The organism is Paenibacillus sp. Z3-2 (assembly GCF_054161325.1).
Window position 1 is genome coordinate 3,479,640 of sequence record NZ_CP096397.1, and the last position, 13,933, is coordinate 3,493,572.

Sequence of the window (13,933 nt, forward strand, 5' to 3'; positions counted from 1 at the left end):
GACAAGAACTTGTACCGTTTGCCGGAATGGACAAGAACATGTTCCTATTACCGATTAGATGTATATCTAAACGTCGAATCTTCTTCAGTTAGGAAGTAGAGGGGAAAACCATGCCCGTGTTTTTGGCTTGGTTTGAAAAACTCAGCTATCAAACCCTCTGTGTTGTAGAAAAGAGATGCCAAGCTAAGGCGTCATAGAACGATGTCATTGCCAGGAGTCGAGTGACCAAACAGATCTCAAGTAGACGAAACAAGACAAGTATACAAATCATGAGAATACTCATCGAATAAATTGACAGAATCAAAATGTTTTTGTATAACTAAAACAGTTATAACTATTGTGGTTATAATTAGAAAACAAAAAATTGGAGGCTAACATGAAAATCTTAAATCATTTTATCCCCGTTTTTACCGAGCAACTTGAATCAACTGTTGCTTATTATGAATCTCTTGCTAAACCGATCTATGGATCGGACGTGGGACATTCCTGAAGCTGGCTTATCTTTAGCCACAGTCTATCCTTACGTTATTGTATCTGGAAGTCCCGATTCCATGAAGCCTGCTAAATCACTCCGTGCCGTGGTGTATGTGGATTCCATGAACGAATTGAAGGAAGAACTAAAAAAACAAAATACCCTTATAATAAGGGATCAGTGTGGTCCTATTGGTCCAAGCATTTTTGTGCAGCATCCCGATGGCAGTTTTATTGAATATGTAGAGCCCGCGCAAGCTACTGTTTGATTGGTGAAAAATTAAAAAATGTAAAATAAAGCTACTCCATACACCGTAGGAGCAGCTTTATTTTACATTTGCCTCTTTTCGTATTTGCTCCACAATTTGAGCTAGGGTAACAGAAGCCAGTTCATGCTCCATGACCTTCTGCGCATTAGAGAGTTTTGGTAATAATATCGATTCAATGTTCATACCTACAGAGCAATTGGGGTCAGCATTCTTGTGAAAATTGAAAAGCTGATTTCCTTCCACAGATTCGACCGCTTGAAAGATATCCAGCAGGGTTAATCTTTCGGGCGATACCAGAAGGGAGGCCCCCGCAACTCCTGGTTTTGTTTCAATATACCCTGCTTTTTTGAGCTGGGCCATAATCCTTCTAATTACAACAGGGTTACTATTGATGCTACGTGCAATTCGATCACCTGTACTATATATGGGATCCAACGTAATCATCGAGAGAATATGGACTGCCATCGAAAAGCGACTGCTTATTTGTTTCATCTACTCACCTTCTTTGCTACAAAGTATAGTTCCATTTATAGAACAGGTCAATCGACAGTTTTTCAGCAGGTAAACAAGAGGGTCAAAAGTCATTTCCAAGTACTTATGGTTCCATCAAATAAGAAGTTAGAAAGAAGAATAAAGAACGCTCATCCGAGAAGGCATTCATTAGTGCCATAGTTTCGGACGATCTGGATCAGACGGATGACTTGATCATTTATGAAACATGGCAAGGCACGAGAGATAGCTGGCTAGAGGAACAAGCGGGATCGGACTTACGACGGCACAACGATTCGTTTCGGAGGGAGCCTACGTATTTATTCCGGCCGTAGACAAAAGGGAGTTAGACGCGGCAGTAACCTTTCAAGTATTTTGGATCTGTACAATGGGGAGATTGTCGCTTACAGTATAGCGGACAAGCAGGACACATCCTTGGTTTTGGATACGCTGGACCAACTATCAGAGCGGACAAATATGCTGCTCCACAGCGACCAAGGTAGCGTGTATACTTCTCAAGTTTATCAGACTGTAGTTAAGGAAAAAAGCATTTCCATGAGCATGTCCCGTAAAGGAACGCCCGCTGATAATGCCCCCATGGAGTCGTTTCATTCCACACTAAAGTCTGAAACGTTTTACCTCGAAGATCTTAGGTGCACAACGACGGCCATCGTTGAACAGACCGCTCGAGAGTACATCAACTACTATAACTTAATTCGAATTCAAGCGAACTAAATAACCAGTCTCCGATAAATTTCCGAAGACTCGTTGCTTAAACTTGCAAGGTGTTTTGATCCCTGTCTCACAAAAGGGGTGCAGTCCCCCAACTGTCCGGTGGCTTGAGCATCTTCTTTATAAACATTCGTCTGGTGAAGACCCAACGGCTGAAATACCTGTTCCCTCATAAAGTCTTCATAGCTTTGTCGCGACACAATCTCAATAACCAGACCTAATACGTCGTAATTAACGGTTCCGTAATGATACTGCTCACCAGGATAGAACTTGACTGTAACTGCCATTTGTTAAGCCGCTAGTATGGTGTAAAAAGTTATTGAGTGTAATACTTTGCATATCAACGTGTTTCCCCTGATACTTTAACGTAATCCAAGGCAAATATTTCTGGATAGAGTCTGACATTGACAGAAGTCCTTGTTCTTCCATCAGCAGAATACCCATGCCGGTAAAAGCTTTGCTTACCGAAGCCAACTCATATAGAGTATTTTCACTTGCCGACAGTCCCTTTTCACGATCTGCGTACCCAGAAGAAAAGAAGAGCACTTCATTGTTCGCAAGTATTGAGATTGATATTCCCGGTACACCTGATATACGGCTTGCATCATCCAGCAATGTTTGTATTGAATCGGATTGCGAATATGATACTGCATAACTTGGTGTTGCGAATCCGGTGAACAGTATAAGTGATGCAATGATAAAGACAATATTTTTTTCATAGTCACTCCATTCCGAAAAAACTCCCGTACGGAAATTATAAATCCGCAGTACACCTTATTTCCCTAAAGTGTAATAAGATACATATTATGAAGCTTATTATTGTAAAATCTTAATGTATGTGAAGAATCATACGATATAGAAAATTAGATTGCTATCATAATCTTCTACTTACTACGAACTATTTTGCTAGGTGCATATACAGCACCGTATACATCGGATTCCAGATCGTATCCGGTGCTTTTTATTAACGACGTGTCAATGAATTACTAGAAAATCATCGACGGCTCGGTAATCCTTATAAATTTCTTAGAATTCGCTTTTAAGATAAGCACAACAACGAAAGTAAAGGATGAAGGTATCGATGAAAAACATGATTATACAGACACGAGATCTATGTAAAAGTTTTAAAGGCCAGCAGGCGGTAAACAACGTTTCCTTATCTATTCAAGAGCATTCTGTCTATGGGCTGCTCGGTCCGAACGGAGCAGGGAAATCGACAACGCTTAAAATGCTGACTGGCATGTTGCGGCCTACCTCAGGCGAAATTCTATTTCAAGGCAAGCCATGGACGCGCAATGACCTAGCCCATATTGGCGCCTTGATTGAGTCACCGCCTCTGTACGAAAATCTGACGGCAAGGGAAAACCTGAAGGTACGGGCGACGCTGCTCGGACTGCCAGAAGCTCGTATTGACGAGGTGCTGCAGCTGGTCGATTTGACGAATACAGGAAAGAAGCTTTCCGGCCAATTTTCCATGGGGATGAAGCAGCGGCTTGGCATCGCGATTGCCCTTCTCCATAATCCGAATCTGCTCATTCTTGATGAGCCGACCAACGGCCTCGATCCGATCGGTATTCAAGAGCAGCGGGAGCTGATTCGCTCCTTTCCAGAGCAAGGAATCACCGTTATATTGTCCAGCCATATTTTGTCCGAGGTAGAACTAATAGCAGATCACATTGGCATTATAGCGGGGGGCGTTCTCGCCTACCAAGATGCAATCACGCCAGGAGAGAGTCTTGAAACCTTATTTATGCAGATTGCTCGAGCGTATCGGAAGGGAGAGAACTAGGATGCAAGTGTACATTCGTGCTGAAATCTTAAAAACCAAACGAACCTTTGCGAATAAGTTGATCTGGCTGGCTCCTCTTCTAACCTTGCTGCTATGCACGGCGTTGATGGCAGGACCATTCCTGCAAATCGCCAGCTATAACTGGTGGTATGCAATGCTTCTGCCCGGGGCACTAACGTTGATGTGTGCTGGACTGGTTCAAAAGGACGGGAGAAAACTAAAATACCGTGCCTTACTCGGTCTTCCCATTAATCTAGGGCGGGTCTGGCTTGGTAAGATCGGTGCTGGCTCATTGATGCTGTTAGCCTCGACAATCGTACTGTTTACGGCCATTACCTTAAGCGGCTTTGTTTTTCCTGGCAGGATAAATATACAAGAAAGCGCCACTGCCAGCCTGCTGCTGTTTCTGACTTTTCTATGGCAGATTCCGCTTTGTCTGTTTCTTGTAGATCGGATCGGCATGTTCGCGGCGCTCATTGTAAATGTGTTAGGGAATGTCGCCTGCATGATTTTATTTAGCGAAACATCACTTTGGTGGGCAGTTCCTTATGCCATTCCTGCTCGTCTTATGTGCGCCGTAATAGGGGTACTCCCTAATGGATTGCCGGTGCCAGTTAACGATGCACTTTTGGATAGAGGGGTCATTGTTCCAGGTGTGCTAATCACGCTTGCTCTATTTATCCTGCTATCCGCGCTAACGATGCTGCCTTTCCGCAACCGGGAGGAGAAATAATATGGTCGCTTACTATCGCAGCCTAAAGTCAGACCTGATGAAGCTTAGAAGGCAGCCGCTGCTGCTTATCCACCTGCTTGTTCCACTTGCTGGGCTGGGCATATTCCTAGCCTATTTCGCCTATACCCCGTATACACCTGTTTCCAAGGTGAGCGGATATTTGCAGGTCATTGCCATCGCCTTTCCAACGATGATCGGTATTGTCTGCGCCATCGCAGCTGATCAAGAGGCATCGGCCGGGAATTACCAGCAGATGCTGGCCCAGCCGAGCCGGCTTATCCCCATTGCCAGCAAGCTGACGCTGCTTCTCGTCTTAGGATTTGGCAGTGCGTTGTTGGCTGTGGTTGGATTTGGGGCAGGCTTTCTAAATGGGTTGGATCAATCTCCCTACAAGCTTGCTTTTTATGTGAAGGCTGCTTGTATCCTATTTGGAAGCAGTGTCTTCCTCTATGCTCTACATGTCTGCATCAGCTTAAGATTCGGCAAAGGCGCCTCCATTGGTCTGGGGATTATAGAAAGCCTAGCAGCTGCTCTATTATTGACAGGGCTCGGCGATCAGAATTGGATTTACATTCCGAGCGCATGGGCTGCGAGATTCATCACGAGCTGGATGCAGATTGAGCTCTCAGGGGGAGCGGCGTATCCGTCCGAGCTGCTTATTCAGCCGGGAATCCTGTGTTGTATAGGTGGGACTGCAGCAATCATGATATTATTAGGAGGTTGGTTTAGACGATGGGAAGGAAGAACATCGTTAGAATAGGACAATTATAAAGGAAGTGAGTGTCATGGCGAATATACTGGCTGTCGATGATGAGCCTGCTGTTGTCGCGTTGCTTCGAAATATATTGCAAAGGGACGGACATGTCGTGACAACCTACACAAATTCTACTGAGGTGCCGAATCTTCAATTGGGTGCTTATGACCTCATCCTGTTGGACGTGATGATGCCGGAGCTGGATGGGTTTACCCTCTGCCGCATGATTCGCAGTAAGGTAGATTGCCCCATTCTGTTCCTGACCGCCAAATCCATGGAAAATGATGTGATGGCAGGGCTTGGTGAAGGTGCGGATGACTATATCATTAAGCCGTTCGGCTCAGGAGAATTACGATCGCGAATTCATGCTCATCTTCGTCGAGAAAATCGCGAGAAACGTAATGTACTCTGTATTGGCGAGGTGAATTTCAACCTATCCGGCAAAGAAATTACGGTACGGGATACGATCATCCCTTTCACCAAAAGCGAGTATGCGATTTGTGAATTTCTGGCGTTGAACCGAGGACAAGTTTTCTCCAAGGAACAGATCTACGAAGCTGTCTTTGGCTACGACGGCGAGAGTGATGCCGCTACCATTGTGGAGCATATTAAAAATATCCGCGCCAAGCTGACACGAATAGAGTTCGCTCCAGTAGAAACCGTATGGGGGATTGGATACCGATGGAAATAAATTCCCGAATATCTGGACGCAAGCAAACGAAGCTCCGTACATTGTTTCTCCGATATTTGGCCGTTTTCTGTGCGGGCACAATAGGACTTACTCTAGTTCTGGCCTTACTTTTTGTTGGAAGCATGTATAGCGGCATAATCTTACCCGCTAATTATGCGGAGAAGCAGGCGATAGAAACTAGCTCTGCAATCGCAGCAGGCCAACAGCCTGAAAAGGACTCGTCTTATGCGCTTTACAAATATGCGAAGTATACATTAGATGGTGGGCTGCTAGAGCATAACCTGTCGGATAAACAGGCACATTTTGCTTGGGGGCTGCTAGAGGATCAAAATTCTTCATACACTCCCCCATATAACTATATGAAAACCATTCATCAACAAGAGGTCTATATTCTTCGGTATTCCTTAACCGCTCAGTTCAGCAATCCCTTACTTCGCAGTCTTGTGCCTAGTGCTGAGTTTTTCTTTTTTGTTGTTTTCTGCGTCGCGTTCCTCGGTGGGTCAGCCTTGCTTGCTTCCTCCTTTGGACGCAAGCTGGCGCGCAAAATGAACGGGCTACAGGAAACAACTCAACTTCTTCAGCAGCAAAATTTGGATTTTACTGTTCAATACAGCGGGATCGCTGAAATTGACCGTGTGCTTCATTCCATGGACCAGATGAAGCATGCCTTGAAGCAGTCGCTGGAGAGGCAATGGAAGCTGGAACGTAGTCGTCGGGATCAGATCTCTGCACTAGCTCACGATGTTAAGACGCCGCTGACTATTGTTCGTGGTAATGTCGAGCTTCTTACTGAAACGAGCTTAACGGAAGAGCAGAAGGAGTATACGGACTACATTACCGAGAGTGCAAGACAGATGGAAGCCTATATCAAGTCGTTAATTGAAATGACGAAAACAGAGAGCTCAACCTCGCTTCAACTCGCGACTGTTGATCTAAGGGGATTCATACGAAAAATCGAAGGACAGATGCAGGCACTGGCTGTCGTAAAGGAGCTTACTCCACATGTCATAGCTCATGATCTCCCCGATACGATGCAGGTCGATCCCGAGCTGTTGGAAAGAGCGCTAATGAATATCATCTCCAACGCCGTAGACCAAGTGCCTAGGCATAGCGAGCTCTCCTTGCTCATTAATTATACGCAAGAGCGTATACGGTTCTGCGTTCTAGATAAAGGCCCAGGATTCTCAACGGAAGCACTCAAGCTGGCGACCGTGCAGTTCTATATGGGTGATTCGGCACGCAGAGCGAAGGGACATTACGGCATGGGGCTGTACATTGCTAGCTTTATAACTTCCTTGCATGGTGGGGAGCTCCATGTTGCCAACGATCCAACGTCAGGCGGAGGAAAAGTTACCATTGAGTTGCCTCAGATGTAGCCTAAGTTTTCTAGTTGTTCAGCGGACTCGGGTTTCTCTGGGGTACACTCTTGCCAAATGAGTAGACGGTTCCTCGAATGAAGGCTGCGCAGGCACACGAATGCAACCATAATGTGCGATATCAATTTATTCAGTGGGATCACAACGTTCGTTTGGACGAGCTCATTGTAAGTGAAGGATTAGCTGAAAACTTTGCTACGTTCATGTTTGGAGAAGAATTGCTCGGCCCTTGGGTAACGAAAACAAATGCAGAAACACAAAAAACAGTCGAGACATATGTGAACGTTTGATAATTCTTCCATAGTAATTCCTTCTTTTATGAGCGAGTAGATACATAATTGTACCGAAAGTACATAGGGAATCTTAGGGGAACTGTATTGAATTTAACTCAAGGCTCCATAAGTGCGATTCATATGACAGATGCCCAGCCTTTTTCAAGAGGTAGTAGGGCCAATCACTTTGCCAGAAAGGTTTACCAGATTGACGGCAATAATACTTCCTTCTGCCGGTTGTAAATTACGGGCATAAAGTTTGTAAACATGATGCCCTGTCGGTACATCAGTCAGTATCTGTTGGAATGTAGTTACGTTAAGCGTCAAAGTATCGTCAAAACCGGTCGAAGAATCTTGTGCAATATTTAAATCGATCGGGACATCGTCTTGCGTAATCTCAATAAATATTCTTGGTGAGTTAATGTTTCCTTCTAAAGTGGCATTCCAGCAGAAAGTGGCTATCAGTTCAACAAAATTCGATGCTTGTGGAACATAAAGTCCAAATTCCAAAAATAAAGTTGGATCTGTACCAACTGGTATAATGGGTTTCGTTAATGCTGCACGGTTATAATTAAGTAATTCATATATGGCCATTTTCATTTTCCTCCTGTAAAAACAAAGTCGTACTATATTCATATGCTTGAAAGAATGTAATGTAATGGATAGATGAATCTGTTATACCGCCCATTTAAAACAGAACTTAAAGTAGGGAATCAGTTCTTTGATGGTCTAAAGTATATGGAAAAACGGGTAACAGCGAAACAGAAAGCTCTTCTCAAGAAAGAACATTTCTATGATGAGAATGGGAAAATTCACACGTCTAAGGAAGCACCTTTACTGATTGAAGGTTATCTAGAGTATTTCTCCGAACAAATTGTAAGTTTTCAAATGAAAACTCAACAATGTATTGATACAAAGATTCTTTTTGGGATTATGGAAAAAATAATAATCCAATTTAGTGAAAATTTCTTCAATGCTTGGCTGGAGATAGACTCGGATTTACTTTGTTAGCAGAAATGGACTGAAATTGTGCACAATCAATAGATATCTTGGAAAAATTGTAGAGGAACACAGTAGAATTAGTAGCCTCAATTGTCTAATGAAAGGTACAAAAGTAACCAATTTGTGCCCTCGGCTCCATATAAGTCTCTATAAATAAAATCATGTCTAATATTTATGGTAACAATAGAAACAATAATATTGATCAATGAATACACAAAACTTACAATTAACTTCGTAACACCCCGAATTAATTATCAGGAGGTTCTGTTCATGTCAAAATTTGTTGCAGAAATTCAAATACCAGACAGCGCACTGGCTAAAGCAGCCGCAGAGTTGCTTCGAGAGCATGGAAACGACTTACTATGGAATCATTCCCACCGGGTGTACCTATTTGGTGCACTGATGGGAAAAAGAAATAATGTAAATTATGATTCAGAATTGCTGTACATCAGCGCTTTGTTCCACGACTTAGGACTTACCAAGTACTTCAGCAGTCCTGATAAACGTTTTGAGGTGGACGGAGCTAACGCAGCACGTAGTTTTTTACGAAGTTATGGAGTACCTGAAGAATCTGCACGGCTCGTATGGGATGCCATCGCATTGCATACCACCATTGGAGTAGCCCAGTATAAAGAACCGGAAGTCGCCTTGATTTACTCTGGCGTTGGCTATGACGTGATGGGAGAAAATTTTGATGCATTTACTGAAGAGATGCGAAACGAGGTAACATCGGCTTATCCGCGTGATGGATTCAAGAACAAAATTTTACCCGCATTTCTTGAAGGGTTTGCTCATAAACCGGAAACGACCTTTGGTAATATTAAGGCAGATGTATGCGCCCGGTTACTCCCGGGGTTCAAACGCACCGATTTTTGCGATTGTGTACTTCATTCGCCATGGCACGAATAAAATTTTTTAGTAAAACGAATTTTTAAAAGCTACTCACAAAACAATCCCCATCGGACGGCGGTCGGGGATTGTTTTGTTTATCTAAAATTATCTATAATTAACTATAATATAAGCTGACTATGAGTTTAAATCATACATTAAAACGTATGAATCAATAAATAATTCAGAACATGGAGGTACATAGTGGAAATCCGGCAATTGGAATATTTCATGGCAGTTTGTCACGAGCTGCATTTTACAAGAGCATCTGAGAAGTTGGGTGTTACGCAGCCTACACTTAGCCACCAGGTAAAAGCACTTGAGGACGAATTGGGTTTACCTTTATTCGATCGGATAGGCAAGAAGACGGCAATTACTGAGGCAGGATTTATTTTGCTGAAACATTGCAATACCTTATTTCACAGCCTTGAAAGTGTGCGGGAAGAAATTAGGGAGTTGCAAGAGATCAAAAGAGGGAGTCTTACCATGGGGGTTTTGCCGGGCGAATTAAATTCGCTTGTTTGCCGGCTGCTGCCAGATTTTCATGATGCTTATTCAGAAGTTCAGGTTAGAATCATTACCGCGGACAATGTTGCGGAACGCTTGCTTCATAACGAGATAGACATGGCCCTTACTATTACTCCGGTTCATGATGAACGAATCGTTTCCCAACCGCTTTACAACGATAAGCTTTATTTAACGGTCAATGTTGACCATCCCCTAGCGGGGAAATCCGAAGTGAGCCTGAAGGATCTTAAGGACCTATCTCTAGTTTTGTTCCCTGAGAATTATCAGTGTCGGCAGCAAATTGATGCAATCTGCCGTCTCAGGAATATTCATTTACGACCTGCCATCGAAACCGATTCTATTGAATCAATTATTAACCTTATTGAAGCAGGAGTCGGGGGATCTATCCTTTCGGAAACCTTGATTAAGCAGTGGAAGAGGCCTGGAATAAGAACATTAAGTATTGCCGAAGCTCCATTTATTCGGCAAGTTGGTCTAATTTATCACAAGGAGAAATTTAGGGGACAAACAGCTCTGAAATTTACCGAGCTTCTCCAGGAACAAATAGGTCAACTTGGACTATCTAATTAAAACTGTCAAGAGATTTGATTTAGCGCAATAAGACGGCGTGCTGAGAAAATCGTAAGCCTTCTTAAAAAATGGTAAACAGTATTGTCACATTTTAAGTATCCAAAGGAAAGCATTGAGTGTTTACGTTGAAAAGATTGGGAACATTATGGAATAATGCGGACGCGTAGAACCCTCATTGTTGACTAATCGCTGTTATGTACTTTGTCTGTAATGAACAGCCTTTTGAATTACTAATAAAGATACTGTCAAGAATCAAAATAATCATCATCCAGATAGAGATATCGATCGCGTTAGAAGGCGTTATAAGAAGCTCTCCAAACGCGAGCTCGTCGATCATTTAATTAACTCTGAACAATATTTAGCGTTCAACATCATCTTTGGCTAAAGAAGAATTTGAAAATTTCAATATAGCTAGAATTTTACAGGGAAAATAAAAGATTTACGCTTATACAACAAATCGGTTCGTAATGGTTCTTAACGATTTATTATTAGCTCATTAAACTAACGTGAAACGATAGAGTTAAAAAACAAAGAAAGCAGCTGATCAATATGATTGGCTGCTTTTGTTCAACTAACTGGCAACATAAAAATGCGGACGGACGGTGTCGAGGGACAAGAACATAGTCCGATTACCGATTAGATGGACATCTAAACGTTGATCACATGCACTTAAAGCTTCAATAAGGTGCCATAATACATGAAAATATTCACATTTTTATGTGACAATTGACAAGATGAGGGTTAAACACGGCTGCTAGGTTTTAAAAAGGCGAAATATCAAGTTATTCGGATTAAGTTTGGCTGCATCTTTACTGTTTACAGTGAGTAGTACGTCATTGTATGCGACACCTGCTGTACAACAAGAAGGATTATTTTTCGCTACTGCAGAAGAAGTCAACCAAACAATAGCAAGGTCGATTATTTTAATCGAGAAACCTAGCTCTGATTTACCTAACCTTTATGACTACAGTTCTTTCGCCTATGATGTAAAAGAAGTTGAAAGCAACCCAGAGTTGAGAGCGTTTTTACAGAAGGCACTGCAAAGTGGAAAAAAAGTTTACTTATATGGAGGACTCACTCCTGGGAAATATGAAGAGCTTTTAAATCAACCCCTAGAGTTTACAGTCACGAATACTGAAGAAGGGGAAGTGCGATCGCTCTTTATCAATGATGTTGATCAACAAAATGAAGGTAAGCTAAAAGAGACAACCGAACAGGAGATTATAGGTTATACCCTGGAGGACAAGAATTATAAAATGCTGATGCTTAACTACAAAAACATGGATGAGAACGGAAACGAGATACCTACGGATGCATCTATTATATTGAACCAAATAACTAATCACGAAGAAAGAGCAAATCAGATTACTCCTATGTCAACTATCGTAAAAAGTAACACAGCTGATATTAGGACTGTAGGTGGCCTCTATGGAGTAGATAGTACGGAAAAATGACTACTCAATGGCTGCTATACAAAGAAAAGAATGAATCAGATACAAAATTTGATTATTTTGCAATCAAAGATATTATACGGATCAAAAAACTAAGTGGCGCTACCGATGCCAAGAAGTTAACTGTCACACACGACGTCATGTACTTAAAAGATGATTTCTACGATGCTGCCCTGGTGACCAGGGCAGTGGCCCATATGAAGTTATATTTACGTACCCATGGGCACTAGAGTGGAGCTTTAGCTATGATGGTAATCCAAACATCGATCTCACAGAAAATACAAGCACAGATACGGCAATATGGGTAATTACACCAGAATTCTTACAGAATCTTCAGTCAACAGATAACTTTCAACTCGGCACTAGTTGGAAGGCAGCTTCTGCATATCCTTATAAAGGGTTACAAGTGACTCATGTCACAGAATGGCACAGTGCCGTTCAACACATGTTTGATTTAGATAATACATTTAACGTAGGGTATAATTGGTAATGACTAATTTCCAAAAAATTATGTCTGTTCTACTGGTGCTGATTACTGTCTTACTGAGTCTGATCTATTTTGAAATGAGGCATAACAACAAAGTACAAGACGGTATTCATAATTATTTGTACAATGCAGATCATTCTTTTTGATCTCGCAAAATTTAGAGACCTCCTTCACTGGAGGTCTTTTCTTTTAACCAACAAACAATTCACATGTTCGAAGAATTTATACAACACCTTAGAGATGATACAAGCCTAGACTTAATATCGTATAGCTGCTAGATGTGGAAAAGATCGCTCCGGAAGTGGTGGAAGCTGTAACTAAGGATGTTTTGGTAGCAATTTAGATTTACTGAGAAAGATGGCGGTGTGGTTACATTGCCTGAAGCGTATTTGAAAGTTACTTGGCGGATCGTGTCGCGGGACAAGAACATTGTGTCATTTCCGATTAAGAAGTTATATGAATAGTTTCAGGATGGGGTTCATGTGACGGATATAAAAGTAGGTTTATATAAGTGTTCACTTAAATAATGATTTTTTGTATCTGTAACCAGTTATTTTTTGATCTAAGGAAGAACACCGTTGGATGTTAAAAAGGTTAAGAACATGATACCCGTGTCGTTTAGAATTTCATTAGGCTAACGGGCAGGTTAGTTTAATAAAATGGAGGAAAATAAATATGATTTTCTTAATTGCAGAATGTTTGAATTGCCGTAAGAAGTGAAAGCAGATTGTCTTGAAATAAATGTTCTAAGATAGGAATTAAGCTCGATATCAAAAACAGAGAAAAGTGAAAGTATGTATAAATTTCATATATTTACAAATGAAAAAGATGTCATGTATACTTACTGTTAAATAACTGGTATGTGTGACTGGCGTAAACGTGGAGTGAACCACGAGGAAGCACATATTTTATATGCCGTACGCCTGGGCAAAGTGTTTGATCTTTTGATCAAACACTTTATTTATTATTCAGGGAATGAAAGGAATGGTGGCGGCAATGAAAATGGCGTTTGTGTTATTCGATGGAATGACAAGCATGGACTTAGCTGGATTCTATGAAGCAGTGACATGGCTAGCGATTCTGAAAGCGAAGGAAAACGTATCATGGACATTCTGTGCAAACAAGAATGAAATAACAGATGATCGGGGGCTGAGAATGAAATCCAACGAAGTGTTACCTGATCTAGGTGATTTTGATCTAGTGTTTTTTCCCGGTGGATTATCAACTAGAACGCTTCGATTTGATGAGGATTTCATGGGCTGGGTCCGAACGGCAGAGAACGTACCGTATAAGATTTCTATTTGTACAGGGACTTTGCTACTGGGCGCAGCAGGTTTCCTGAATGGAAAAAAGACTCATCAGCTTATGATTTACTGGCTCCTTATTGTGCAGAAGTAATTTCAGCGCGTGTAGTGCGTGATGGTAATACGG

Annotated in this window: 13 protein-coding genes, 4 pseudogenes and 1 riboswitch; of the genes and pseudogenes, 14 read left to right on the forward strand and 3 right to left on the reverse strand. The window is 41.9% G+C overall.

The features are described from left to right. Window positions 1–551: 551 nt before the first annotated feature. Window positions 552–740, forward strand: a complete 189-nt coding sequence (locus M1D71_RS15515) for a hypothetical protein (protein ID WP_458122688.1) — start codon at window positions 552–554, stop codon at window positions 738–740. Between the two features lie 57 nt (window positions 741–797). Here the strand turns inward: M1D71_RS15515 and M1D71_RS15520 are convergent, their stop codons facing one another. Continuing rightward, complete coding sequence (locus M1D71_RS15520; RefSeq protein WP_458122689.1) at window positions 798–1,232, reverse strand: Rrf2 family transcriptional regulator; 435 nt, start codon at window positions 1,230–1,232, stop codon at window positions 798–800. A 247-nt stretch (window positions 1,233–1,479) separates the two neighbouring features. On the opposite strand from M1D71_RS15520, the pseudogene M1D71_RS15525 reads away from it, so the two are divergent. Both M1D71_RS15525 and M1D71_RS15530 read left to right on the forward strand, forming a co-directional pair. Further along, window positions 1,480–1,590 (forward strand): annotated as a pseudogene (locus tag M1D71_RS15525) (oxidoreductase); the annotation flags it as partial. 2 nt (window positions 1,591–1,592) lie between these two features. Further along, window positions 1,593–2,005, forward strand: a pseudogene (locus tag M1D71_RS15530) (DDE-type integrase/transposase/recombinase); the annotation flags it as partial. A gap of 48 nt (window positions 2,006–2,053) precedes the next feature. Here M1D71_RS15530 and M1D71_RS15535 read toward each other — a convergent pair. Further along, window positions 2,054–2,723, reverse strand: a pseudogene (locus tag M1D71_RS15535) (serine hydrolase domain-containing protein); the annotation flags it as partial. A 319-nt stretch (window positions 2,724–3,042) separates the two neighbouring features. Between M1D71_RS15535 and M1D71_RS15540 the strand changes: the two are divergent. From M1D71_RS15540 to M1D71_RS15565, 6 genes and pseudogenes are all read left to right on the forward strand, one after another. Beyond that, window positions 3,043–3,750: a lantibiotic protection ABC transporter ATP-binding protein gene (locus tag M1D71_RS15540; RefSeq protein WP_458122690.1), complete on the forward strand. Its 708-nt coding sequence runs from the start codon at window positions 3,043–3,045 to the stop codon at window positions 3,748–3,750. Window position 3,751: 1 nt separating this feature from the next. Beyond that, a complete protein-coding gene (locus tag M1D71_RS15545; protein WP_458122691.1) occupies window positions 3,752–4,483 on the forward strand; it encodes a lantibiotic immunity ABC transporter MutE/EpiE family permease subunit in 732 nt (243 codons plus the stop codon). A 1-nt stretch (window position 4,484) separates the two neighbouring features. Further along, window positions 4,485–5,243, forward strand: coding sequence for a lantibiotic immunity ABC transporter MutG family permease subunit (locus M1D71_RS15550; protein WP_458122692.1), 759 nt, complete (start codon window positions 4,485–4,487; stop codon window positions 5,241–5,243). Window positions 5,244–5,268: 25 nt separating this feature from the next. Beyond that, window positions 5,269–5,928, forward strand: coding sequence for a response regulator transcription factor (locus M1D71_RS15555; protein WP_458122693.1), 660 nt, complete (start codon window positions 5,269–5,271; stop codon window positions 5,926–5,928). Next, a complete protein-coding gene (locus M1D71_RS15560; RefSeq protein ID WP_458122694.1) occupies window positions 5,919–7,304 on the forward strand; it encodes a sensor histidine kinase in 1,386 nt (461 codons plus the stop codon). The genes M1D71_RS15555 and M1D71_RS15560 overlap by 10 nt, the downstream gene beginning before the upstream one ends. 44 nt (window positions 7,305–7,348) lie before the next feature. Next, window positions 7,349–7,558: pseudogene (locus tag M1D71_RS15565) on the forward strand (DUF2268 domain-containing putative Zn-dependent protease); the annotation flags it as partial. A 180-nt stretch (window positions 7,559–7,738) separates the two neighbouring features. Here M1D71_RS15565 and M1D71_RS15570 read toward each other — a convergent pair. Next, a complete protein-coding gene (locus tag M1D71_RS15570) occupies window positions 7,739–8,170 on the reverse strand; it encodes a hypothetical protein (protein ID WP_458122695.1) in 432 nt (143 codons plus the stop codon). A 144-nt stretch (window positions 8,171–8,314) separates the two neighbouring features. Here M1D71_RS15570 and M1D71_RS15575 point away from each other — a divergent pair, with 144 nt between their 5' ends. The 5 genes from M1D71_RS15575 to M1D71_RS15595 all read left to right on the forward strand — a co-directional run bounded on the left by M1D71_RS15575 (window position 8,315) and on the right by M1D71_RS15595 (window position 13,900). Next, window positions 8,315–8,587, forward strand: a complete 273-nt coding sequence (locus tag M1D71_RS15575; RefSeq protein ID WP_458122696.1) for a hypothetical protein — start codon at window positions 8,315–8,317, stop codon at window positions 8,585–8,587. Between the two features lie 261 nt (window positions 8,588–8,848). After that, window positions 8,849–9,487 carry an HD domain-containing protein gene (locus M1D71_RS15580; RefSeq protein ID WP_458122697.1) on the forward strand — a complete coding sequence of 213 codons (639 nt, stop codon included), beginning with the start codon at window positions 8,849–8,851 and terminating at the stop codon, window positions 9,485–9,487. A gap of 183 nt (window positions 9,488–9,670) precedes the next feature. Beyond that, window positions 9,671–10,564 carry a LysR family transcriptional regulator gene (locus M1D71_RS15585; protein WP_458122698.1) on the forward strand — a complete coding sequence of 298 codons (894 nt, stop codon included), beginning with the start codon at window positions 9,671–9,673 and terminating at the stop codon, window positions 10,562–10,564. 836 nt (window positions 10,565–11,400) lie between these two features. Further along, complete coding sequence (locus M1D71_RS15590) at window positions 11,401–12,018, forward strand: hypothetical protein (RefSeq protein WP_458122699.1); 618 nt, start codon at window positions 11,401–11,403, stop codon at window positions 12,016–12,018. A gap of 1,338 nt (window positions 12,019–13,356) precedes the next feature. After that, window positions 13,357–13,438, forward strand: a riboswitch (ZMP/ZTP riboswitch). Window positions 13,439–13,498: 60 nt separating this feature from the next. Then, on the forward strand, window positions 13,499–13,900 hold the full coding sequence (locus tag M1D71_RS15595; protein WP_458122700.1) for a DJ-1/PfpI family protein: 402 nt from the start codon (window positions 13,499–13,501) through the stop codon (window positions 13,898–13,900). Window positions 13,901–13,933 lie beyond the last annotated feature (33 nt).